The organism is Pareuzebyella sediminis (assembly GCF_008367235.1).
Taxonomy (GTDB): Bacteria; Bacteroidota; Bacteroidia; order Flavobacteriales; family Flavobacteriaceae; genus Pareuzebyella; species Pareuzebyella sediminis.
In genome coordinates this window covers 12502-35738 of record NZ_VTZS01000001.1, presented here as the reverse complement: position 1 = coordinate 35738, position 23237 = coordinate 12502, and the positions used below count along the sequence as shown (strand labels likewise).

Sequence of the window (23237 nt, the reverse complement as noted above, 5' to 3'; positions counted from 1 at the left end):
TTTGAATTGATTACTTCTTCCGCAAATCCGTGATATGCGGGTACTCGTGATTTTTAGGTACTTTCTTAAATACAAATGTATTGGAAGCTTGTTTAGGTTCCACCATTCTACCGACAAAATTAGATGTAGGAACAGTTTCTATCGGCATGACATCGCCTTGGGTATGACCAAACTCCCAAAAACGATTAATTCTTCTCGACTCTGCCTCAAAACTGTTTACTGGATAGGTATCGTACGAACGCCCACCTGGATGTGAGACAAAGTACGTACATCCTCCAATGGACTTATTATTCCAATTATCGATAATATCGAATACCAAAGGAGTGTCTACCTCGATAGTAGGGTGTAAGGCCGACCAAGGGTCCCAAGCCTTGTACCTCACACCGGCGACATACTCGCCCTTTGTTCCCGTCGGACTCAGTTCTACCTTGACTCCATTACAGGTAAGGGTATACCTTTCTTCCGTAAAGTTACTGACTTTGACCTGTACCCGTTCGAGGGAAGAATCGACATATCGTGCCGTACCTCTACCTGACATCTCTTCCCCGAGCACATTCCAAGGTTCAATGGCCATACGAAGTTCCAAATGGATATCATTAATTTCCAACATGCCATATAGAGGAAAACGAAATTCGAAAAACGGATCGAACCAATCCAGTTTAAAGGGATATCCCGCATCGTTCAGCTGCTCGACCACATCCTTGATATCTTCCTTTGCATAGTGTTCCAATAAAAACTTATCATGAAGTTCCGTACCCCATCGTACTAAATCGTGTTTATACGGTTTTTTCCAAAACCACGAAACCAAAGTGCGCACCAACAACATTTGCATGAGGCTCATCTGGGCATGAGGGGGCATATCGAATGCCCTTAGTTCTAAAATCCCCAAGCGGCCTGAAGAGGAATCAGGGGAATAGAGTTTATCGATACAGAATTCGGCACGGTGGGTGTTTCCAGTAATATCGGTAAGCAGGTGACGGAAAAGGCGATCCGTCAACCAGAACGGCACTTCTTTATCTTCGGGAATTTGTGAAAAGGCTATTTCAAGTTCGTAAAGGCTTTCCAGCCTTGCTTCGTCTACCCGTGGTGCCTGACTGGTCGGGCCGATAAATGCCCCGGAAAACAGGTAGGAAAGGCCAGGGTGGTGCTGCCAAAAGGTCAACAAGCTTCTCAATAACTGCGGATTACGTAATAACGGACTATCTGCAGGCGTGACTCCGCCCAACGTCACATGATTGCCGCCACCGGTTCCGGTATGCTTACCATCTAACATGAACTTTTCAGTGCCCAAACGCTCTTTTTTGGCCTCTTCATAAAGGGTAAGTGTATTTTCAGTCAATTCTTTCCAGTTTTTGGCGGGATGCACATTGACCTCAATCACACCCGGGTCCGGTGTAATCTTGAGCACCTCCAAACGATTGTCTCTCGGAGGTTCATACCCTTCCAACAATATGGGCACCTTCAATTCAGTGGCAGTGGCCTCGATACTTGCTACCAAATCTAAAAACTCTTCCGCACTGTCAAGAGGTGGTAAGAAAAGAAATAACTTATCATCGCGTACTTCAGCACAAATTGCGGTGCGGACGAAAGGTTGTTTTATCGTCGACTTGTCAGTACTGCCTTCGCTGCGCTCCTTTAGTTCTTGTGCATGTGCTGCCAATTCCGGCTTCGCTTCAAACAGTTCAGGCTCTGCCGTAGGTTCCGAAGGCACTTCAGGTTCTTTCGGTAAAGACTCTAAAGGTAATCGAAGTCCAATCGGCGAATTCCCCGGGGTTAGAAACAAATGTCTATTTCGAAACTCCCAAGGGTTGGTTATCCATCTCTTTTCATGTTTGGTCAACGGTAGCACATGGCCAATGACCTTACCTACACCCTGCTCTAATACTTCGCCCAACTTTCGCCGCAAGGCGGAATCGTTCTTTTCGTAGTCTTTTGGGTCTACATCTACCGGTAATTTCCCTTCTTCCCATAAAAAATAGAAACCATCTTCATAAGCGGGCATAAGGGTCTCATACGAGCAACCGAGTTTAGAGCAGAGGGTCTTTAAAAAAGTGGCCGTAATATTTTCTGGTAATTCATAGGCTTTCGTAAATGAGGCCAACCATTTAGGTTCATTCCAAATGGGCACCCCATCTTTACGCCAATGAACACCAATCTGCCATCGGGGCAAGGGTTCGCCGGGATACCATTTTCCTTGCGCATGGTGCAGTACGCCTCCTTTGCCGAAAACTTCTAATAACCTAAGGGATAAAGAACTAGCCAACTCTCTCTTATGATCACCATCTGCGGCAGTATTCCACTCCTCAGACTCCATATCATCGATTGAAACAAAGGTAGGTTCGCCACCCATGGTAAGTCGAACGTCGTTCTGTTGTAGTTCTTCTTCTACCCTAAAACCTAAATCGTAAATTTCTTTCCATTGATTTTCGGTATAGGGCTTGGTAACCCGCGGCGATTCAAAAATACGGCTCACGGAATTATCAAATTCAAATTCGGTTTCGCAAGGGTCTGTAAATCCGGAAACCGGGGCCGCACTTTCATACGAGGGTGTACAGGCCAAAGGAATATGCCCCTCCCCTGCCAACAGCCCAGAGGTAGCGTCCAAACCGATCCAGCCCGCACCCGGAAGGTATACTTCTGCCCAGGCGTGCAGGTCCGTAAAATCTTCCTCGGGACCTGACGGACCATCCAGTGATTTTTCGTCGGCCTTTAACTGCACCAAATAACCTGATACAAAGCGCGCAGCCAACCCAAGATGGCGAAGCGTCTGCACTAAAAGCCAAGCAAAATCTCGACAAGAACCCAATTTTTTTTCTAGCGTCTGTTCGCAATGCTGCACTCCAGGCTCCATTCGAATGGTATAGTTCAAATACCTATATAGTTGACTGTTGAGCCCTGTAAGAAAATCTATGGTCCTTCTCGGGGTTCGGTCTATTTCATCTAGCCATTGCCTTAACAGAGGGCCGTCTTCAGTGATCTCAAGATAAGGTCGTAACTCTTTCTGCAAGTCCTTGGAATATGTAAAAGGAAATTCCTCTACGGATTCTTCAACGAAAAAATCAAACGGATTGATCGTTTTAAGGTCGGCAATAATCTCGACATCAACTACAAGCTCATCGGTCTTCTCAGGAAAAACAAGACGGGCTAAATAGTTACCAAAAGGGTCTTGTTGCCAATTAAAGAAATGGTTTTCGGGTTTTATCTTTATGGAATATGCCTCAATGGGAGTTCTACTATGAGGAGCGGGGCGCAATCTAAAAATATGAGGGGAAAGATTGACACGGCGATCATATTTATATCTAGTCTTATGTGAGATTACTACTTTTAAGGCCATAAAAAGTACAAGTTTCTGATTATCCTAAGATAGCTTCTAATATCAAGAATCTATCCTTACTAACTAACAATACGATAAATTTTTATCCATTAGAAATTAACACGTACTTTTTTTGAACTATTACTAATCAATGGCCAAAAATGTATGCAATAGCAATACGTATTTACTAATATAAAATGGGTTTGAGACTTAAAAAAGCGTGTCCAACCATAAAAAGAATAAGGCCTAATTTGTTTTTTCGAAATTGCAGGTTATACTTTCTTATACTAACATGGAGGATCGGAGTTTTGAAGCTTATCGAAGGGCTACAATTTCTTCTTCTATTTTTAAGGTTTCAAGATAGGTTACCAAATCGACCAAATCATCTTCCGACATTACCTTGTGTAAGCCTTCGGTCATTAGGGATTTTTCCATGGCCACCATAGATTCAACATTGGAAAGTTCTATATCCTTCTGTATGTCTCCCATCATTTTCAACGTTATTTCATCCTCGGTACGACTTAAAATATAACCCGTATACGTACTTCCGTCCTTCGTTTTTACGGTATACCCTTCATAACCAAAGCTTATACCCGCGCTTGGGTATATTATATTGGAATATAAGAATTGTTTCGACAATTTGTTTCCTATATCGGATAGGCCAGGGCCGAAATCGGTACCTACGCCATTACCTCCCACATGACAGGAACTGCAATAGGTTGCATAGAGAGCCTTACCGTGAACCGCATCTCCTTTACGTGCCACCAAGGTTTCTATATTAATATCTTCCGTTAGAGTGCCATCTAAAAATTTTAGGGCATTTTCTTTTATAGTCGAGTTCCAACTAGTCATTAATTTCAATATCGCAGTCGTTTTATGTGCCTCCGGTAATTTTCCTTCTTCAAGAAGGGAGTACAATTCTTTTTGACCGCCCCAAGAATTTCCCATAGCTTCCACAAGCCTCCGTGTTAGAGCATGGCTCATGGCATCTTCGGCCAATAGGTTCTTAAGCAAAGTAATAGCTTCCTTGTGAGAGACACCGGACATCACATTGAGAATCTCCATTTTATCAGCTTCACTTGCATCCGATTTTAGGAAGTTGGTTACGAGAGTACCGCCTTCAAGGTCGAACAGTAAGGATGTAGCCTCCTTACGCAAGTTTTCATCCGATCCTTCAACCATCATTTCAAAAATTTCCTTGTTTTGATCTTTCAACCCGAGTTTCTTCACAATAAATAGCCATTCAGGTGCTCCGGCTATCTCCGGCAAAATTCGCTTTACCGTCCTCAAATTCTTTGGGGAGGCTTGAACAAAGTCAACATCCAACTGACCTATAGCATAGGCCTTTATTTTAGTTACCAAGGGATGTTCAACTTGTAACAAAGCAAGGAGGGTTTCGTTTTTCTTTGGATGCTTTTTAAAATCGAAGGCCCGAAAATAAGATGCCAAGGTTTTCTCTGAAAGATCCCTTGATATGATCAGTTCGGCGAGCATAGGAACCGTTGCGGAAGCCCGTGTGCGCCAGACGATTTCCTTTCCAACGTCATCGGCCCATTGCTGGCCTGCTTTCTTCTTCCAGGCTGCGAAATAGAGATCAGGATGTATATCTGACCCGATTCCTAAGGCCTCCAAAGACCAGCGGTCGCCTGGGGTATGTTGCTGGGCCAACGTCGCCCAGAGCTCGGCAGCTTTGGGTGTTCCTAAATACCGTAGGCCAATGGCGGCTTCACGACGTACTTGTGAAGAGGGGTCATTGACCACTTTCTCCAAATAATTCTCGAGGGAATCGCTTGCTAAATACCGGGCCATACGTATTCCTAGCATCCGTATCTTCTCATCATCGTCTTGCAAGGCCATTTTAAGGTAAAAATCGGTCTTCGTATCATTTTCCGCTCCCAACCATAGGGCTCGGGCCTTCGCAATTCCGCCTTTTTTAATGAGTCTCTTCAGGTACGGTTCCGCCTCGTCGCCCATGGCATGCAATTGTTTCCACGAGCTATAAAATAGGTCCATATTATCGGAAAGTAATCCTTCTGCCGCCCCCTCCCCGGTCGTGTAGTCCAAAGGCTCAAAGTTGTAGGTGTCGGAAGTGGACAAACGATAAATTCTTCCCATCTCGATATCTTCTGCCTTATGACCCCCTACTCCTCCGTCATACCAATCGGAAATAAAAAGTGAACCATCGGGAGCTACAGTAACATCGTCAGGCCTGAACCAATCATCTTCACTCTTGACCAGGTTTTCTATGGAAGCCGTATACCCCGCACCCTGCTGATCGATAATATAACTACGAACCACATTGTGCCCTGGTTCAGCGTGTATGAGCTGACCCCGATATTTTTCCGGAAGAAGGTCGTCTTCGTAAACTACGATTCCACAAGGTGATCCAGAGCCAGTTTGCAATAAGTTGGGAACGGTACCCGGGTCATTCAAATGCCAGTGCCTTTTGGGTATCTCCTCTTCCCATCCGGTTCTTCTTTCCCTCCAATTCTGACCAGTGAGCAAATCCTTAAAACCATAATTACCGTACTCCATGAGATAGTTTATTCGAGTACCTCGATTGCCATCGTCATCATTATCGGACTGCCAAATACCCCCATAGGAATCTACCGATAACTCATAGGGATTTCTGAAATTATGTCCTAGTACTTCTACATTAGAACCATCCATCTCCATGCGAAAGGCCATACCTTCACGGAAGTGGGCGCCATCCGCCTTTATCTCATTGCCATGAATATCATTAATTACGCCGCCATTCTTATCGAGCAACTGTTTTCCGTTATTCCCAAAATTGAAATACAGGCGTCCGTCAGGGCCAAAAACAAAGGTGTGCACACCGTGATCATGGTCGACTCCTTCGATACCTGAGAAAAGTATGTCTTTGCTATCGGGAATATCATCACCGTTCGCATCGGTAAAGAGTAAAACATTTGGACTTGCAGACACAAAAATCTTGTTTCCCAAAACGGCAATTCCGAGGGCCGCATTAACGTCTTGCCCTTGATAGAAAACTTTCGAGGTATCTGCCACACCGTCATTATCGGTATCTTCCAAAATCAATATTCGATCCCCCTCATTTTCATAGGATATGTCAGGGTTGGCAAAAGATCGGTAATTACTACCCTCGCACACCCAAACCCTGCCCTTGGCATCTATGGCCATATTCGTCGGATTGTGAACCATAGGCTCCGAGGCGAATAATTGCAGGTTCAAGCCTTCAGCTATGGTCATCGAAGAAAGCGCATGCTCGGGCAGCCGCTTCTGTTCTTCGGTAAGCGATGAAAATACCAGCACTTTCTTTTCTTCTTTTGAGCAAGAGGTTAGAAGTATTATTCCAGAGATGGTCACAATGGAACATAGGAATCTGAAAAATTTGAACACCTTCGTATGATTTTAGAAAATTATTTACCTAAAATAGCGAAAAAAGGCGTATTTCGACACATCGTCGATAGAAAGAAAAGTTATGGGTGAAAATGTGCATTGTAGCGTTCATATGGCCCATCCATTGTCTAAATCGACTATGGACTGTTAATAAAATCGGCCGTTTCCATAAAGGCAACGACCGATGAAAGGTTAAAACTGTTGTAATAAATAATTGATTAGATCGGTCGTCGTAATGATTCCGACCAATTTATCATTATCTACCACAGGGAGGGCGTGAAACTCCTGTTTTGCCAATACTTCTGCCACCTCTTTGATGGTGGCGGTCGAAGATACGCTTACCAAGTTTTTTGCCATGACCTGTTCTATGGTGAACATATTGTAAACCATGGTCTCAACTTCATCTTCGTTTTCGTCTACAGCATCGGCAAAACTAATACGCATTAAGTCGGTGAAACTTAACATACCCATAATTTTATCTCCAGATATAACAGGAATATGCCTAATCTTATTCTTTTTAAAAAGGCGTTCCGCAGTTTCTAGATTATCAGTGTGGTTGAGGGTAATAACATTTTTAGTCATTATCGTGGATACAGGTGTTCTTTTTTTCATGACATGTACGTTTTAATTTTACCTAAAGGTATACCTACGTACAAGATAAAAACATGATAAAAATCATCTGACCATAAATGAAAAAACGCGCTAAATGCGCGTTTTCAAATGACTTTTAAACCATGGCTATTTCGCCACGTTCACCGATCGGGTTTCCCGAATTACGGTAACTTTTACCTGCCCAGGATAGGTCATATCGGTCTGTATCTTCTGTGATATTTCGAAAGACAGCTGGGCCGCTTTTTCATCACTAACTTTTTCACTTTCGACAATAACCCGAAGCTCTCTTCCTGCCTGAATAGCGTAAGCCTTTTGAACGCCGCCAAATCCAAATGCTATGTCTTCCAAATCCTTAAGGCGTTGGATATATGAATCGAGTACTTGTCTTCGTGCACCAGGCCGCGCACCACTTATGGCATCACAGACTTGTACTATTGGTGAAATCAAAGTTTTCATCTCTATTTCGTCATGGTGGGCACCTATTGCATTACACACATCGGGCTTTTCACCATATTTTTCAGCCCACTGCATACCCAGTATGGCATGTGGTGTCTCTATTTCGGTTTCGGTGTTCGGAACCTTGCCTATATCATGAAGAAGTCCTGCTCTTTTGGCCAATTTGGCATTAAGCCCTAACTCGGCCGCCATAACGCCACAAAGCTTTGCCACTTCCCTAGAGTGCTGTAAAAGATTTTGGCCATACGATGAGCGATACTTCATTCGCCCTACCGCACGTACCAATTCGGGGTGCAGTCCATGGATACCCAAATCGATAACTGCGCGCTTACCGACCTCTACTATTTCCTGTTCTATTTGCTTCTCGGTCTTCTTAACGATTTCCTCTATGCGCGCCGGATGAATCCGTCCGTCGGTCACAAGCTTGTGAAGGGATAACCTGGCCACTTCACGGCGTACCGAATCGAAACAAGAAAGAATTATAGCTTCAGGCGTATCATCAACAATGATTTCAACCCCTGTAGCCGATTCTAGAGCTCTTATATTTCTTCCTTCCCGACCTATTATTCGGCCTTTAACATCATCAGACTCCAAATTAAACACGGAAACACAATTCTCGACCGCCTCTTCGGTTCCGATACGTTGAATGGTATTGATTACTATTTTTCGAGCCTCTTGCTGGGCTGTAAGTTTGGCCTCTTCGACTGCTGTTTGTACGAATGCCATAGCATCTGTCTTTGCCGTTTCCTTTAAAGATTCCAACAATTGCCCTTTGGCCTCATCGGCAGATAGCCCTGAGATTACCTCCAATTGTTGCACCTGATTGTTGTGCAACTTATCTAATTCAGCCTGTTTCTTTTCAAAAATTTCTTCTCTATGGGTTACCTCCCGAATCTTAACATCAAGTTCTTCGTTGAGTTTCTTGCTCTTCGCCAGTTCGCTACTTACCTGTGATTCTTTATCGCGAGTGCGTTTCAAGGCTTCACTCATCTTCTTGTCTTTACTGATAATTACCTTTTCATGCTCTGCCTTTAGCTCTAAAAATTTTTCCTTAGCCTGAAATATCTTGTCTTTTTTAATGCTCTCACCTTCGTTTTTCGCATTTTTAAGAATGGTCTCCGCCTCCTTTTTCGCATTAATGAGCGTCTTCGACGCTTTGCCCTTTTCCATAAATTTGGCTATCGCAAAACCGACAGCGAGGCCTATGATACCTACTATAATTAAAGTCGTACTCTCCATTTATCCTATGATTTATTAAAAAAAAAAGCCCACATTGGAGAAGTTTTGTACAAACTCCTATAAACAGGTTTAGGGCTAACAGACTGCTCAAGGATCCTTATACAAGTAAGGCTTGCTTTTACAACCTAAACTCACCCTTTTTAAACTAATTAGTGTTGAGTTCGTCAAAAGATAATACCAATGTGGGCAGTAACTTATATTATTTTAAAGAACGTATTTATTTTATACCAAGCTTGTCGGTAATCAATTGATCTAAGGCCTTTAGGCGATCGGTAGCTTCCCTTGTACCTTCTGAATGGTCGATACCCCGTTGTTCAATTTTGGAGGCGAACTGTAGGGCACACATAGCTAGAACATCTTGCTTATCCCTTACCGCATAGCTCTGTTCAAACTTCTTTGCCAACTGCTCTATATTTTTGGCCGCCTTTCTCAAGCCTTCTTCTTGGCTTGGATCAATGGTCAGGGGATAAACCCTATCTGCAATGGAAAGCTTTATTTTGAGCTTCTCTGACATCCTCTTCTCGGATTATTCCGCCAACTGGGCAATACAATAGTCCAACTCCCTGATTAACGTATTTATTTTAAGCTTAGCTTCTGATTTATCTGTATTACTGCCAAGCATTGTATTCGCAAGTTTGAGTGAGTTATATTTTTCTTCCCATTCTGAAACGGAATTCAAAACATGTTCCCGATCATTCTTTAAGGAGTCAAGTTCTTCTCCCAATCGTGAATTGGTTTGCTGCAGCAATTCTAATTTGTGCAACAATTTACTAATCTTGTTCTCTAAAGAATCGACTACTTTGACCAACTCGCTCATAGAATCGAATACGATGCATTTTACACAAAGTTAATATACCTATGAGTACTTACCAATACTTTTTTCAAATATTCTTTGGCCCATACTTTAACGACCTAAAATCCGTTGGTACATAGTATACTTTCATTTTTTTTGCAGACCTTATTTTTATGAATCCAAACTGTTTGGCTAATTTCGTAACCATTTCAAGAATTATGAGAAAAGCTTTTTTTGGTCTTCTACTTCTACTTCCAGTTTTAAATTTTGGTCAGAGCAACTATCCGAAAGATGCTTTTAGGCCTCCTCTGGATATTCCTATAATATTGGCCGGGACCTTTGGCGAGCTTAGATCCAACCACTTCCATTCGGGCATCGATATTAAAACCGAACAGCGGGAAGGTCTGCCCATCCATGCAATTGGAGAAGGAACCGTAACGCGTATTAAAATTTCGCATTGGGGTTATGGCAAAGTGATTTATATCGCCCATCCTAACGGTTACACTTCTGTCTATGGGCACCTTCAAAAATTCGCCCCAGAAATCGAGGACTACATCAAAAAGGTACAATACCGTAAGAAATCATACCAGGTAGAAGTGTTTCCGGAGTATGGTGAAATTAAGGTAGAAAAAGGACAAGTTATCGCCTATGGAGGCAATACAGGAGGGTCTTCGGGTCCACATCTGCATTTTGAAATACGTAGCAGTATTTCGGAGAAACCTACCAATCCTCTTTTGTATGGCCTTGAGGTAAGGGATGCGACCAATCCGACCCTTTCGAAAGTGTATGGCTATCCCCTCTCTGAAAATGCTATAATCAATCAGAGCCAAGAGAAGATAGAAGTCGATTTTAAACGTCAAGAAGATGGCACCTTCCTAGCCGAAAAAGTTCATGCCATCGGCTCCATCGGATTTGGCTTTATTGGATATGACCGTCAAGACTTGGCAGCCAATAGAAATGGAATCTATTCCGTTCAAACGCTGGTCAACGGAAAAGTTTATTCGGATTATGATTTTGAAACGTTCTCCTTTGGTGAAACACGCTATATCAATACACTTATCGATTATGACCATTATGGTCGTTACCGCCAGCGCATACAAAAACTCTATAAAGACCCAAGCAACTATTTAAGTATTTATAACACACTCTACAACGATGGCAAATTAGAGGTTAGGGAAGGGCTGAGTTACACCGTTGAAATATTTATTAAGGACCTTATGGGCAATGTTACAAAACTGGTCATACCCATAGAAGGTAAGAAGGAGGAGGTTAAAATCAACAAGAATGATGATAAGACCGAAAATTACATAATTGCCAAAAAACCTAACAACTTTGATTTAGGAGGGGCCAAAGTATATTTCCCTTCCAATACCTTTTATAAAAATTTCTACATCGATTTGAAAAAGGATGACGATACGGTTACCATTCATAATAATCGGGTAGCGGCCCATCGAAATTTCACGATAACTTTTGACGTTTCCAACTTTTCGGAAGCGGAAAGAAGACAAATGTTTATTGCGAGGCTGAACAGTAGCCTTCGGCCCTCCTATACCTCTACTTATAAACGGGGCAGCACCTTCACCACAAGAACCCGTAATTTAGGCACCTATACCTTAGCGAGCGATACCGTGCCCCCAAAAATTAAGCCCAAAAATTTTAAGGATAGACAATGGCTAAACAACTACCGCTATCTCAGCATACGAATCTCAGATGACCTCAGTGGTATCGATACCTATTCCGCTACATTAAATGGTAAATGGTTATTGATGGAATATGAGCCGAAGACCAATACACTTACTTACAATTTCGACGATGTTATCCTTGACGAAAAAGAATGTGATCTTGTCGTAAAAGTTACCGACAATGTAGGCAATTCAAGTACTTTTACGAGTACCTTTTTTAGAAAATGATATTCCATTGCCGCCCATTCGATTCGTATTCCTTTTTTGGTTATACTGCGCGACTATCCCACTAAAAGCTCAAACGGCCATTTTGACGGGAGTGGTGCTAGATGATCATAACCTTCCCTTGAAAGAAGTAAACATTCGAGGAGATATCGGTGGAACCTTCTCAGATTCGACCGGCTTTTATGTGCTCAAAATCACCGCCAATAAGGAGACAAACATCACCTTTTCCCATATCGGTTATGGCAAAGTAACCCTCAAAAATCTTAAACTGAACCTCAATGAGACCTTTGAGTTCAACCCAGTGCTCAAATCGGATGCCATACACATGACCGGGGTTTCTGTAGTACCGAGATCGGAGAATAATGTAGAAGACATTGGCACCATTTCACCCAGAGTCGTTCGTGATATACCCGGCGCAAATGCCGGTGTTGAAAATATCCTCAAGCTATTGCCCGGCGTAGCATCGAGTAATGAACTAAGTACCCAATATAACGTGCGCGGCGGCAATTTTGACGAAAACATGGTGTATATCAACGATATTGAGGTCTACCGGCCTTTTCTTATTCGATCAGGGCAACAGGAAGGTTTAAGTTTTATCAACCCCACCATGGTAAGTAAGATTCGTTTTTCGGCAGGGGGCTTCCAATCCAAATACGGCGATAGGCTTTCATCAGTTCTTGATATAAGGTATAAGATGCCCACCTCTTTTGGAACGCGTTTAGATCTAAGCTTTTTGGGTGCAAGTGCTACGGTAGAATCAGTCTCAAAGAACAAAGATTTTACGAACATTTCAGGAATACGCTACCGTAATAACAGCCTTCTAGTAAATAGCCAACAGACGGCAACTAATTTCAAACCCATCTTTACAGATTTTCAATCATACTCTACCTATCGCCTTTCAAGTAGCTTTCATATCGATTTTCTAGGCCATGTAGCCTTTAACGACTATCGGAACGAACCTGTAAGCCGTCAAACCAATTTTGGCACCCTTTCGAACCCTCAGCTCTTGACCGTAAATTATGCAGGGCATGAAAGCAATAGGTACACCACTATTTTAGGAGGTCTAAAAGCCAATTATTATGTGAACGAACACACAACCTTGAAGTTCGTTTCTTCGCTTTACAAATCTCTTGAAGAAGAGCGCTCCGATGTAATTGCAGCATATAGATTGGGTTTGGTTCATCCATTTGACGAGGCAAGTACCCAAGAAGATCCTGACAACATATTTGGAGAGGGGTCGCAATTCAACCAGGCCAAAAATAATTTTGATGCGTTTGTATTTACAATAGGCCATAAAGGTTCTTATAGGAAGGCTGGTAAAAGAATGGAATGGGGCTTCACTTATACCCATGAGGATATAAACGATGAAATACGAGAATATGAGCTCATAGATTCCACTGCGCTCAATGTTCGCCTGTATTTTCCTAAAATTACCACCACTAATTTTTCTGATTCGTCCTCGGCATTCCCGGAAATCTCCGAAGCGATCTCTGCGAAAAATTTTATTTCGAATGATCGTCTTTCAGGCCATATCCAATTCAGCGAAAAACAAAAGTGGAACAGCCATACTACCTATTACAATATAGGTATCAGGTCTCAACTTTGGAAAATTAACAACCAACATGCTGAGGCACACACACAGTTTATACTGAGTCCAAGGGGTCAGTTTGCCATCAAACCCGATTGGAAAAGGGATATGGTATTCCGCTTGGCAACGGGGCTATATCAACAGCCCCCTTTTTACCGTGAATTGCGCGGCCCTACCGGAAGGGTTCTACCCAAAGTAAAGGCCCAAAAATCATATCAACTGGTCTTGGGCCATGAATATTCCTTTATGTGGTATAAAAATCCTTTTACAATCATTGGAGAGGTGTTTTATAAAAATTTATGGCATGTGAATCCATATACTTTGGAAGACCTCAGAATTCGCTATGGCGCAACGAACAACGCGACCGCCTATACTTATGGTACCGAGCTCAGATTAAACGGAGCTTTTGTTCCCGGTACCGAGTCGTGGTTGAGTATCGGTTTTTTACGGGCAAAGGAAAATATCAATGATAGAGGCTACATAGCCAGACCAACCGACCAGCGTTTTAAGCTGGGTATATTGTTTCAAGACTACGTACCCCAATACCCCAATTTTAAAATGTACCTCAATCTAGTTTATAACACCGGGGTCCCCGGCGGGTCCCCACATCATGCCGACCCCTATCGATACCAGAACAGATTAAGAGATTATAAACGGGCAGATTTGGGAATTTCCCATATTTTTGTGGGAGAAAATCGAAGGTATCCGAAAAACCATTGGCTATACTTCCTTAAGGAACTAAATTCAGGCATTGAAATTTTCAACTTGTTCAACAATCAAAATTCAATCACGAATACTTGGGTCAGGGATGCAAATGAAAATACGCAATACGCAGTGCCGAATTTTATGACCGCCCGTGTATGGAACCTGAAATTAATGATGAGGCTTTAATTTAAAATGATGAAAAAAATTATTTTTCTCCTTTTTTGTGGTATCTCCATTTGGGGCAATGCCCAAAAGAATATTTATGAAAGTGCCAAATTCGACGATTTGAGCCAAGAACATCAAGTGTTGGCCATTATTCCCTTTTTAACCCATCTTGACCTAGAAGACAATATATCGAAAGAAGAACTCAAAATACTCGAAAAAAAGGAGGGTTATGCCGTACAAAATGCCTTAGAAACATATTTTTCAAAACGTAAGCAAAAGAAAAAGTTTTCGGTAGAATTTCAAAACATCAAAAACACCAATGCCCTTCTGGCCCAAAACAATATCGATTATAACACCATTGATGTTTACACCGCAAAGCAACTCAGCGATATACTCGGTGTAGACGGAATCGTCAGCGGTAATTTAAATTTAAATGTTCTACTATCCGAAGGGGTAACGGCCGAATTCAGTTTCATGGACTATTTTATGGGTGATGCCAACTATGGCCGTATCGGGGTAAAAATTAGTGACGGCACTACAGGTAAACTCTTATGGAAATACGAAAAGGAGATCAATAAAAAATCGGGGAAGAATACGAACGACCTTATCGATCGTATGATGAAATTGGCGGCGAGAAAATTTCCGTATGACCGTGAGAAAAGAAAAGACAGAAAACGAAATCAATAAAACCGATTCGGGTCGATCATTTTGCCTGCTATACCTCAACAAAACTTTTCAGTACCGTTATGGTATAATCCAACTCTTCCTTGGTGTTGTATTTTGAAAACGAAAAACGCAAGGAAGGCTTTTTTATATCTTCTTCGTCCAAGATTTGGTGAAGCACGTGCGATCCCGCGTTACTTCCCGATTGACAGGCACTTCCCTTGGAACAGGCGATACCTTTCATATCAAGGTCAAATAGAAGAAGTAAGGCCTTTTGTGGCTTTACAGGCAGGCACACGTTCACCAAGGTATAGGTGCTTTTTTCCAAGTCTCCCGAATATCCGTTGAACTTGATTCCCGGAATTTCCTCCTTCAAGCGCTCGACAAAATATTTTTTCAACCCAGAAATATAGGTCATTTCTTCTTCCAACAAATCATATGAAGATACAAAGGCCTCTTCTAGACCTACAATATTGTGCAAAGATTCCGTACCGGCACGAAAGCCTCGTTCTTGTGAACCTCCGGAAATGAGCGGCTTCAAACCTGAATTTCTTCGAATAAACGCAAAACCTACTCCCTTCGGCCCGTGAAATTTATGTGCTGCAGCGGTTAAAAAGTCAACGTTTACCGATTTGACGTCCCAAGGATAGTGCCCTATGGATTGTACCGTGTCGGAATGAAAAAGTGCTTCATTATCCTGACACAGGGTACCTACCGCATGGATGTCTATGATATTACCAATCTCGTTGTTGATATGCATAAGACTGACCAATTTCTTTGAATTGTCAGCTTTTAGTAGTTCTTCTAAATGCGCGAGCTTGGGATTTCCGAATTCGTCCAAATCCACGAACCGTAGTTTGACCCCTTCATACTTTTCACAAAGGTCTTCGGCCGTATGTAGTATGGCATGGTGCTCGATTCTTGATGTCACTATGGTCTTCACCCCCAAGTCTCCTACAGCGGACCTCAATATCATATTATCGGCCTCTGTACCACCGGATGTAAAAATAATCTCCGAGGGATGGGCATTCATGTACTTTGCAATCGTCTTGCGGGCACTTTCGATGACCGTTTTGGCTGATCTGCCGAAACTGTGGGTCGATGAGGGATTTCCATAACAATGGGACAGCACATCTTGCATTTTTACAATCACGTTTTCCCTGATCTGGGTCGTTGCCGCATTGTCTAGATACACCTTTTTCATTATCGAAATCTGCATTTAAATCACCGCAAAATTATAGGAATTAAAGTTAATTTCTCTCTAATTCCCGAGAAACTTACGGTTTATTTGGTTTAAATTTGGGGCATGAAAAAATCTTTGCTTATCGGCGTTCTTGCCTTTTTGTTTTCTTGTGACGATGGTGAACTACAAATAGAAAGGGTTGATTTTGAGGCCGTAGATGTAACCTCTTGCGGGAAAGCTGAAGACCCCACTGAAACTACTTTTTTCTTTAAAATAGATCAAGACGAAGCCCTGCTATTAAATTTGGCCAGTGGGCTTCTAGCCAATGAAACTACTCTTCCCGGGTCAATGACCAGTACCATTCCGAACGCTTCGAAACTTATTTATAGATTGTTTTCCGATAACGTGAGCCAAGCTTATTTCTGTGACCAAATTCCACCATTGGAACCTGCCGTTCTCAAAGAAAACAATGCCACTTCGGGTGACCTTGAAGTCGACACCAAGGTGGCATCTGTCACCTCCGGTCAAAAGACGTATTCCCATACCATTACCATTACGAACCTTTCATTGACCAATGACCAAAACGAACGTATTACCGATTCTTCAACTTTTGTATACGGCGATTTTGAAACCAATACCGCCAACAGTGCGAATTTAGAGCTACCATTTTCGAACTACGGAACCGAAACTGAATTCGAGACATGCGACTCGCCCCTAGGCGATGGCACTATACGACTCTATAAAGTATTGAACGACGAGTTTATTACTTTGGATTTACCTGTTGATTCTTTGGCCAATGTGGTAACGCCAAACGAAACACCAAGAACGTTCACCCTAGAAGGAGCGGCATTTAAATACGTAGTGGTAGACACCTTGGCATCGCCTGAGTTTGCTTGTACAACCCTACCCTTTTCAGAGGAAATTACAAGTTGGAACTTTGAGTCCACCTCGGGAGCGGTGAATATCACTACTACTGAAAATGAGCCGGACAGTGAGGGTAATCTCAGCTACACCCATACTATAGTACTTGAGCAATTGGCCTTAACCCTTAGGGGTGACGGTGCCGATGTAGGGGATGCTGCCCTAAATGAAATTGAAACTGTGAACCTAGGGTCGTATATCACCTACGAAAATTAGGGATTCTGCATAATATACACTTCTGTGGCTCCAAGGCCATACTTTTGATAGTCGGCATCGTAGTATCTTACATTGTCGTAACGCCGAAACAAATAATACAGCTCTTCCCGTAATACCCCTTCACCGACTCCATGGATAAAAACTATTTTTTGAATACGCTTCTTAATTGCAAACTCAAGCTGCCGCTTGGCGGTATCGATCTGAAGGTTTAGCATTTCATGGTTTGTCATCCCCTTTGTTGAAGGCGCCAGCTGATGAATATGAAGATCGACCTCCATCTTAGGCGCATTGCGCTGTCTTTTTTTGTGTTGAAGGGTATTTTTCTTTTTGGGGGCATCTTTCTCAGCTTTGACTTTGGCCACTTCAAGATTATTGACTCTCAGCGCATCAGCGTTGGATATTTTAATCAGTTCGTCCGGCCTGAAATCAAGCAAAAATCCCTCTTCACTTTTTATAGTAACATAGTCGGAGGAAACCTTGACCACCTCACCTTCGGTAAGATCGTCGAGAGCCTCCACTTTGTCCCCAATCTCAAAAACTGCCATAAATTAGTTTTGTATCCTCAAAAATAATGGTAATTTTCACGAAAGAAACCTTAATGAGCTAAAATGCGGTTGGCTATACTTACACTCGTATTCGAAGACTTCATGCTTCCTTGTTTTACGAAACAGTTATTTGGTTTTGATTGCCCGGGTTGTGGCCTACAACGTTCGATCGCATTTTTGATTCAGGGTGATTTTATAGCGGCATTCAAAATGTATCCAGCCATATACCCCATTATGGCCTTGTCCGGCTTTTTGCTGCTTGACCATTTTCAGAAAATAAAATACAGCAGTATGATTACCTCATTTTTGATGGTAACCACTGTTGCTTTTATACTTGGAAATTACATATTAAAGTTCATCTAACTAAACCTCATTATTATGGAACAAAAAAAACTACCTAATGTTACGATAGCCATCGTTTTAGGCATTTTATCATATCTCTGCTGTTGTTTCAGTGCAGGACTCGGTGGTATAATAATGTCGGGCATTGCCTTGTTCTTAACGTCGAAAGACGAGAAATTATATCGGACGAATCCAGAGGACTACTCGAACTACAGTCAATTGAAAACCGCCAAAATCATCGCGATAATCGGATTGGTACTGGGCGTTCTTTCCTTAATCTGGACGGTTTACTCCATTATGAAAATGGGTGGTTGGGAAGCCTATATGGAGCAAACCAAAGAGTTGTTGGAACAATATGGTATTGAAGAATAACTAATGATGTCGAACGAAATGAGTCAAGTACCATTACCTGGAGCCAGTACGGCATTGACTATGGGTATTATTGGGGTAATCACACCCTTTGTATGCTGCGGACCCTTTGCCATTATTTTTGGCATCATAGGGCTGACCAATGCTAAAAATGCGGAAAAGCTCTATAGAAATAATCCGGAAGCCTATTCAGGCTATGAGAATGCCAAGACAGGAAAGACATTATCTTATATAAGTATTGGTCTATCTGCCCTTTTGCTCCTATTCACCATCCTTTATTTTGGGGCCATTATTGCCTTTTTCAGTACGGATGGTTTTGGAGGACATTGGGATTGAACAAGATTGGCAAAGGAGCCCCTTGTTTTATACAATGCTTTTTATGGAGTGTTTTGTACAAAAGCTCTCAACGTATCGGTAATGATCGAAATACAGTCGCGCAATTGTTTTTCCGTAATTACCAGTGGTGGTGCAAAGCGAATAATATTGCCATGTGTGGGCTTGGCCAATAAACCGTTTTCTTTGAGTGCCATGCAAATATCCCAAGCGGTCGAGCTGTCTTCCGTGTCATTGATTACAATGGCGTTGAGCAACCCTTTGCCCCTAACTTCCTTGACGAGGGCACAGCTAGTAATGAATTTTTCGAGTTCATTGCGAAATATTTCGCCCAACACATATGCATTTTGAGCAAGCTTCTCGTCTTTGACTACCTGTAGTGCGGCCATACCTACAGCAGCGGCCAAAGGATTACCTCCAAAAGTACTGCCGTGGTTGCCGGGTCGAATTACTCCCATCACCGGGTTATCGGCCAAAACGGCCGAAACCGGGTAGGCACCACCGGATAGCGCTTTTCCTAAAATCAAAATATCAGGTTTTACCTCCGGTGTGGCACTACAGTGTTTATCGGTACAAGAACAATTTCCACAAGTGGCCAATAGTCTGCCCGTTCTAGCCACACCGGTCTGTACCTCATCGGCGATAAAAAGTACATTGTGCTCTTCACAGAGTGTCTTGGCAGACTTCAGATATTTATCTGAAGGTACATATACGCCAGCCTCCCCTTGAATCGGTTCCACTAAAAACCCGGCAATATTATTATCTGCTTCCAAGACTTCTTGCAAAGCCTCCAAATTATCATAGGGGATTTTGATAAAACCCTGGGTATACGGACCGAAATTCTCTCGAGCCACCGGATCGTTGGAAAACGAGATTATAGTAGTCGTGCGGCCGTGAAAGTTGTTTTCGCAAACAATAACCTGGGCTTCGTTTTCTGGTATCCCCTTTTTCTCGTAAGCCCACTTTCGGCATATTTTCAAGGCGGTCTCAACGGCTTCTGCACCGGTGTTCATAGGAAGGAGCCTGTCAAAATGAAAGGTCTCCGTAGCGTACTTCTCAAATTTGCCCAACATATCATTATAAAACGCCCTTGAGGTCAACGTCAAGGTATGGGCTTGCTCGGTCAAAGCACTGATAATTTTAGGATGACAATGCCCTTGGTTTACCGCGGAATACGCAGAAAGAAAATCGTAATACTTTTTGCCTTCCACATCCCATACGTAAACGCCCCTACCCTTTTCCAAGACAACGGGCAACGGGTGGTAATTGTGTGCTCCATATTGCTCCTCCAAAGCTATTGCTTCTTCAGTGGTACTGCTAAGAACTGACATGATTAAAATTACTTTAAATAAAACTTCAGTAATTCCTTCTTTGGGAGAGAAATCATCCTTTTTTGGCTTTCAAAAATAAGAAATTAAGTTGGCAGTAGGGTGAAATGTATCTGGTTAAAAATTCCCTTTGAAAGATTTGGCAACACTGAACCGGGCATTGTCGTTTCCATCGGCTACGCTCTTCTTGTAATTTGGATACAAAGTGCACCTCACCGTTTTTAACCTCCGATCACCCTAGAGATTTTACCTAAATAATAGTCGTCGCAAACCTTTCATTTTGGCTTCGAACCCACATTCAAATTTTTAACTTTTTAAATAGTATGCCACTACAAATTGTTGTTATAAATGCCCTATGATGCTTACTTTTGCGGCATGCGAAAAAAGAACAAACGTCAAATTTTCCAACAAGTAGAGGTGATTGATGCCGGAGCAAAAGGAAAAACAATAGGAAGGGCGCCCGACGGACGGGTCATTTTTTTGACAAACACTGTTCCCGGCGATATTGTCGATGTGCAGACCACCAAAAAACGTAAGTCCTATTTCGAAGGCGTCGCGACCCATTTTCATACACGTTCCAAAAAGCGGGTCGCACCTCAATGTCAACATTTTGGGGTCTGTGGCGGCTGTAAATGGCAAGATATGGGTTATGAGCATCAGTTATTTTACAAACAAAAAGAAGTTGAAAACAATCTTAAACGTATCGGACATTTAGACCTTCCTGAGACCCTGCCGATTATAGGATCTGAAAAGACCTATTTTTACCGAAATAAAATGGAGTTCTCTTTTTCCGACAGCCGATGGTTGACTTTGGACGAAATCAAGTCGGGAGAAGAAATTCAGGACAAAAATGCACTTGGATTTCATATACCTGGCATGTGGGACAAGATCCTCGACATAAAAAAATGCCATTTACAACAAGATCCTTCGAATGCTATTCGGCTGGCCACCCGAGATTTTGGCATTAAAAATAATTTATCGTTTTTCAACCCAAAACAACAACAAGGCTTATTGCGAACATTGATGATCAGAACTTCCTCAACGGACGAAATAATGGTTCTTGTACAATTTTTTGAAAACGATAGTGACAAGCATAAGCTTTTATTGAGGTATCTCGCCGAAACTTTCCCTGAAATTACTTCCTTGCTATATGTAATTAATCAAAAACAGAACGATACCATTTATGACCAGGAAATTCTCAAGCATTCTGGTCGAGACTATATCGTCGAAGAAATGGAAGGGCTACAGTTTAAAATCAACGCCAAGTCGTTTTATCAGACCAACTCGCATCAAGCCTATAAGCTTTATAAAGTAACCCGTGACTTTGCCGATTTAACGGGAGAAGAATTGGTCTATGATCTTTATACAGGAACAGGTACCATTGCCCAATTCATCGCACGCAGTGCCAAAAAGGTAATCGGCATCGAATCGGTGCCTGAAGCTATTGCAGATGCCAAAGAGAACGCCAAACGAAACAAAATCGATAATGTAAGTTTCTTTACGGGCGACATGAAAAATGTGTTCAATGGAGACTTCATTGAAAAAAACGGAAAGCCTGATATCATCATTACCGATCCGCCCCGTGATGGCATGCATAAAGATGTGGTGGGGCAAATTTTAGATATCGGCGCGAAGCGAGTGGTATACGTGAGTTGTAATAGTGCCACTCAAGCAAGGGATTTGGAAATGATGAAAACTGATTATCGTGTTGTAAAAGTTCAACCCGTAGATATGTTTCCCCAGACCCATCATGTCGAAAATGTCGTACTTTTGGAGAAAATGTAACTACAACCAACCTTGTGAATATGATATTTAGTATTAAAAAAAATTATAGAACGACAAGGTCAGTATGTTATCATTTTAGTCTTATAGAATTTGCTAAAATATTACCTATTTATACAATGACCCCGTATCACCGCATATGAACAAACAGAAAATTGTACTATTTCTAATGGTTGGCATATTGGCGTTCTCTGCCTGTGAAAAAGATGATATTTGCGTTGATGCCGACACTCCGCGTTTGGTTGTTCGGTTTTATGATATTACCGACACCACGGAATTCAAGGATGTACAAAATCTTATCGTGCGGGGACTGACCACTTCAGGCGCCCAAGATACTATTATCAATAGTGCCTTAGATTCAATCGTACTACCCTTACGTGTTAATGAAAACAGTACGTCTTTCACACTATCAAGACAAACAAGTATTGACGATATTAACATAGATACCATCACCTTTACTTACGAAGCCAAGGAAATCTTCATATCAAGGGCCTGCGGCTATATCGTTAATTTTGATGGACTACAGACCACGGTCGTACAAGATGACAGTGTGTGGATACAGGAAGCAAGAATTATCACACCGTTGATAGAAAATACAGCCTCGGCCCATGTCAAGATTTTACATTAACCTTATTTTTTTTGTCTCCTTTTTGGCATTGGGTTTAGCACAGGAGGAACCTATAAAAAAACAAAGGACAGATTCTCTGGTATATAAGCAACCTTACGGGGTTCGGGTTGGAATCGACCTTAGCAGGCCTTTAATAGGCGTTCTCGAGGACAATTATACCGGACTCGAATTTGTGGGGGACTATCGCCTTACCCAAAATTTATATTTAGCAGCAGAATTAGGCAATGAAAAGAAAACCATTGGCATTGAGCTTGGCAGCGAGATAAATAATGCCGAAGGTGAGCTCTATAATTTTACGGCCTCTGGAAGCTATTTGAAATTAGGTATTGATTACAATACCTATGGTAATTGGTACGGGGAACAGAACATGATCTATATCGGTGGAAGATATGCCTTCGGAGCTTTTAGTCAAACCCTTAATACCTATAAAATATTTAATTCCGATCGCTATTGGAATCCCGACGATTTCGCGCAAGGTTCCACACCAAATCAAGAGTTTGGCGGCCTGACTGCATCTTGGCTTGAATTTGTGGTCGGCATAAAAGCAGAAATGTTCAAAAATCTTTATTTCGGAGCAAGTGCCCGACTAGGTTTTTTAGTGACCAACAAAAATCCAGATAATTTCAGCAATTTGTTTATCCCAGGATTCAATAAGGTAACTGACGGCAGTCGTTTTGGGGTGGGCTACAATTATTCGATATCATATCTGATTCCCCTTTATAAAAAATCCAACAAACCTAAAGAACCAAATAGCGATAGCAATTAGGG

The 23237-nt window shown here is 42.1% G+C and carries 19 protein-coding genes and 1 other RNA gene; 10 read left to right on the top strand and 10 right to left on the bottom strand.

Features of this window, described 5'->3' with window-relative positions; translation table 11 throughout:
- Nucleotides 1-10: 10 nt before the first annotated feature.
- The 7 genes from F2B13_RS00155 to F2B13_RS00125 all read right to left on the bottom strand — a co-directional run bounded on the left by F2B13_RS00155 (nucleotide 11) and on the right by F2B13_RS00125 (nucleotide 9818).
- Entirely contained in the window at nucleotides 11-3334 is a 3324-nt protein-coding gene (locus tag F2B13_RS00155; protein WP_149276884.1) for a transglutaminase family protein, read from the bottom strand.
- A gap of 294 nt (nucleotides 3335-3628) precedes the next feature.
- Nucleotides 3629-6694: a PVC-type heme-binding CxxCH protein gene (locus F2B13_RS00150; RefSeq protein ID WP_149276883.1), complete on the bottom strand. Its 3066-nt coding sequence runs from the start codon at nucleotides 6692-6694 to the stop codon at nucleotides 3629-3631.
- 192 nt (nucleotides 6695-6886) lie between these two features.
- Entirely contained in the window at nucleotides 6887-7306 is a 420-nt protein-coding gene (locus F2B13_RS00145) for a CBS domain-containing protein (RefSeq protein WP_149276882.1), read from the bottom strand.
- Nucleotides 7307-7432: 126 nt separating this feature from the next.
- Entirely contained in the window at nucleotides 7433-9001 is a 1569-nt protein-coding gene (gene rny / locus F2B13_RS00140; protein ID WP_149276881.1) for a ribonuclease Y, read from the bottom strand.
- Nucleotides 9002-9052: 51 nt separating this feature from the next.
- Nucleotides 9053-9162, bottom strand: a non-coding RNA gene (ssrS, locus tag F2B13_RS00135) — 6S RNA.
- 56 nt (nucleotides 9163-9218) lie between these two features.
- Complete coding sequence (locus F2B13_RS00130; protein ID WP_149276880.1) at nucleotides 9219-9515, bottom strand: cell division protein ZapA; 297 nt, start codon at nucleotides 9513-9515, stop codon at nucleotides 9219-9221.
- Nucleotides 9516-9527: 12 nt separating this feature from the next.
- A complete protein-coding gene (locus tag F2B13_RS00125) occupies nucleotides 9528-9818 on the bottom strand; it encodes a hypothetical protein (RefSeq protein WP_149276879.1) in 291 nt (96 codons plus the stop codon).
- A gap of 194 nt (nucleotides 9819-10012) precedes the next feature.
- Between F2B13_RS00125 and F2B13_RS00120 the strand changes: the two genes are divergently transcribed.
- The 3 genes from F2B13_RS00120 to F2B13_RS00110 all read left to right on the top strand — a co-directional run bounded on the left by F2B13_RS00120 (nucleotide 10013) and on the right by F2B13_RS00110 (nucleotide 14846).
- On the top strand, nucleotides 10013-11704 hold the full coding sequence (locus F2B13_RS00120) for a M23 family metallopeptidase (RefSeq protein WP_149302574.1): 1692 nt from the start codon (nucleotides 10013-10015) through the stop codon (nucleotides 11702-11704).
- Between the two features lie 91 nt (nucleotides 11705-11795).
- Nucleotides 11796-14180 (top strand): TonB-dependent receptor plug domain-containing protein, encoded by a 2385-nt coding sequence (locus tag F2B13_RS00115; RefSeq protein ID WP_317131642.1) that lies wholly within the window; start codon nucleotides 11796-11798, stop codon nucleotides 14178-14180.
- Between the two features lie 9 nt (nucleotides 14181-14189).
- Entirely contained in the window at nucleotides 14190-14846 is a 657-nt protein-coding gene (locus F2B13_RS00110; protein ID WP_149277147.1) for a hypothetical protein, read from the top strand.
- 28 nt (nucleotides 14847-14874) lie between these two features.
- Here F2B13_RS00110 and F2B13_RS00105 read toward each other — a convergent pair whose 3' ends face one another.
- Nucleotides 14875-16026, bottom strand: a complete 1152-nt coding sequence (locus F2B13_RS00105) for a cysteine desulfurase family protein (protein WP_149276876.1) — start codon at nucleotides 16024-16026, stop codon at nucleotides 14875-14877.
- A gap of 102 nt (nucleotides 16027-16128) precedes the next feature.
- Here F2B13_RS00105 and F2B13_RS00100 point away from each other — a divergent pair, with 102 nt between their 5' ends.
- Entirely contained in the window at nucleotides 16129-17142 is a 1014-nt protein-coding gene (locus F2B13_RS00100) for a hypothetical protein (protein ID WP_149276875.1), read from the top strand.
- Here the strand turns inward: F2B13_RS00100 and F2B13_RS00095 are convergent.
- The gene (locus F2B13_RS00095) at nucleotides 17139-17687 is read right to left on the bottom strand and encodes a Smr/MutS family protein (RefSeq protein WP_149276874.1); all 549 of its coding nucleotides are present in this window, start codon (nucleotides 17685-17687) and stop codon (nucleotides 17139-17141) included. The two genes, F2B13_RS00100 and F2B13_RS00095, sit on opposite strands and share 4 nt — an antisense overlap.
- A gap of 63 nt (nucleotides 17688-17750) precedes the next feature.
- Here F2B13_RS00095 and F2B13_RS00090 point away from each other — a divergent pair, with 63 nt between their 5' ends.
- From F2B13_RS00090 to F2B13_RS00080, 3 genes are read left to right on the top strand one after another with little or no spacing between them, the layout of a single operon-like run.
- Nucleotides 17751-18050, top strand: a complete 300-nt coding sequence (locus tag F2B13_RS00090) for a DUF2752 domain-containing protein (protein ID WP_149276873.1) — start codon at nucleotides 17751-17753, stop codon at nucleotides 18048-18050.
- Nucleotides 18051-18065: 15 nt separating this feature from the next.
- Nucleotides 18066-18401: a CCC motif membrane protein gene (locus F2B13_RS00085; RefSeq protein ID WP_149276872.1), complete on the top strand. Its 336-nt coding sequence runs from the start codon at nucleotides 18066-18068 to the stop codon at nucleotides 18399-18401.
- Between the two features lie 18 nt (nucleotides 18402-18419).
- The gene (locus F2B13_RS00080; RefSeq protein WP_149276871.1) at nucleotides 18420-18734 is read left to right on the top strand and encodes a CCC motif membrane protein; all 315 of its coding nucleotides are present in this window, start codon (nucleotides 18420-18422) and stop codon (nucleotides 18732-18734) included.
- A gap of 41 nt (nucleotides 18735-18775) precedes the next feature.
- Here F2B13_RS00080 and rocD read toward each other — a convergent pair whose 3' ends face one another.
- Complete coding sequence (gene rocD, locus F2B13_RS00075) at nucleotides 18776-20062, bottom strand: ornithine--oxo-acid transaminase (RefSeq protein ID WP_149276870.1); 1287 nt, start codon at nucleotides 20060-20062, stop codon at nucleotides 18776-18778.
- Nucleotides 20063-20434: 372 nt separating this feature from the next.
- Here rocD and rlmD point away from each other — a divergent pair, with 372 nt between their 5' ends.
- From rlmD to F2B13_RS00060, 3 genes are all read left to right on the top strand, one after another.
- The gene (gene rlmD, locus F2B13_RS00070; protein WP_149276869.1) at nucleotides 20435-21844 is read left to right on the top strand and encodes a 23S rRNA (uracil(1939)-C(5))-methyltransferase RlmD; all 1410 of its coding nucleotides are present in this window, start codon (nucleotides 20435-20437) and stop codon (nucleotides 21842-21844) included.
- 136 nt (nucleotides 21845-21980) lie between these two features.
- Complete coding sequence (locus F2B13_RS00065) at nucleotides 21981-22469, top strand: DUF6452 family protein (protein ID WP_149302571.1); 489 nt, start codon at nucleotides 21981-21983, stop codon at nucleotides 22467-22469.
- Entirely contained in the window at nucleotides 22450-23235 is a 786-nt protein-coding gene (locus F2B13_RS00060; protein WP_149276867.1) for a DUF6048 family protein, read from the top strand. Before F2B13_RS00065 ends, F2B13_RS00060 begins: the two co-directional genes overlap by 20 nt.
- The last annotated feature ends 2 nt before the right edge of the window (nucleotides 23236-23237 follow it).

Coding starts and splice junctions, on each gene's coding strand:
- F2B13_RS00130 (WP_149276880.1), bottom strand. CDS start 9,515: ATGTCAGAGAAGCTCAAAATAAAGCTTTCCATTGCAGATAGGGTTTAT.
- rny (WP_149276881.1), bottom strand. CDS start 9,001: ATGGAGAGTACGACTTTAATTATAGTAGGTATCATAGGCCTCGCTGTC.
- F2B13_RS00110 (WP_149277147.1), top strand. CDS start 14,190: ATGAAAAAAATTATTTTTCTCCTTTTTTGTGGTATCTCCATTTGGGGC.
- F2B13_RS00065 (WP_149302571.1), top strand. CDS start 21,981: ATGAACAAACAGAAAATTGTACTATTTCTAATGGTTGGCATATTGGCG.
- F2B13_RS00125 (WP_149276879.1), bottom strand. CDS start 9,818: ATGAGCGAGTTGGTCAAAGTAGTCGATTCTTTAGAGAACAAGATTAGT.
- F2B13_RS00120 (WP_149302574.1), top strand. CDS start 10,013: ATGAGAAAAGCTTTTTTTGGTCTTCTACTTCTACTTCCAGTTTTAAAT.
- F2B13_RS00100 (WP_149276875.1), top strand. CDS start 16,129: ATGAAAAAATCTTTGCTTATCGGCGTTCTTGCCTTTTTGTTTTCTTGT.
- rlmD (WP_149276869.1), top strand. CDS start 20,435: ATGCGAAAAAAGAACAAACGTCAAATTTTCCAACAAGTAGAGGTGATT.
- F2B13_RS00060 (WP_149276867.1), top strand. CDS start 22,450: ATGTCAAGATTTTACATTAACCTTATTTTTTTTGTCTCCTTTTTGGCA.
- rocD (WP_149276870.1), bottom strand. CDS start 20,062: ATGTCAGTTCTTAGCAGTACCACTGAAGAAGCAATAGCTTTGGAGGAG.
- F2B13_RS00085 (WP_149276872.1), top strand. CDS start 18,066: ATGGAACAAAAAAAACTACCTAATGTTACGATAGCCATCGTTTTAGGC.
- F2B13_RS00095 (WP_149276874.1), bottom strand. CDS start 17,687: ATGGCAGTTTTTGAGATTGGGGACAAAGTGGAGGCTCTCGACGATCTT.
- F2B13_RS00155 (WP_149276884.1), bottom strand. CDS start 3,334: ATGGCCTTAAAAGTAGTAATCTCACATAAGACTAGATATAAATATGAT.
- F2B13_RS00145 (WP_149276882.1), bottom strand. CDS start 7,306: ATGAAAAAAAGAACACCTGTATCCACGATAATGACTAAAAATGTTATT.
- F2B13_RS00105 (WP_149276876.1), bottom strand. CDS start 16,026: ATGAAAAAGGTGTATCTAGACAATGCGGCAACGACCCAGATCAGGGAA.
- F2B13_RS00080 (WP_149276871.1), top strand. CDS start 18,420: ATGAGTCAAGTACCATTACCTGGAGCCAGTACGGCATTGACTATGGGT.
- F2B13_RS00090 (WP_149276873.1), top strand. CDS start 17,751: ATGCGGTTGGCTATACTTACACTCGTATTCGAAGACTTCATGCTTCCT.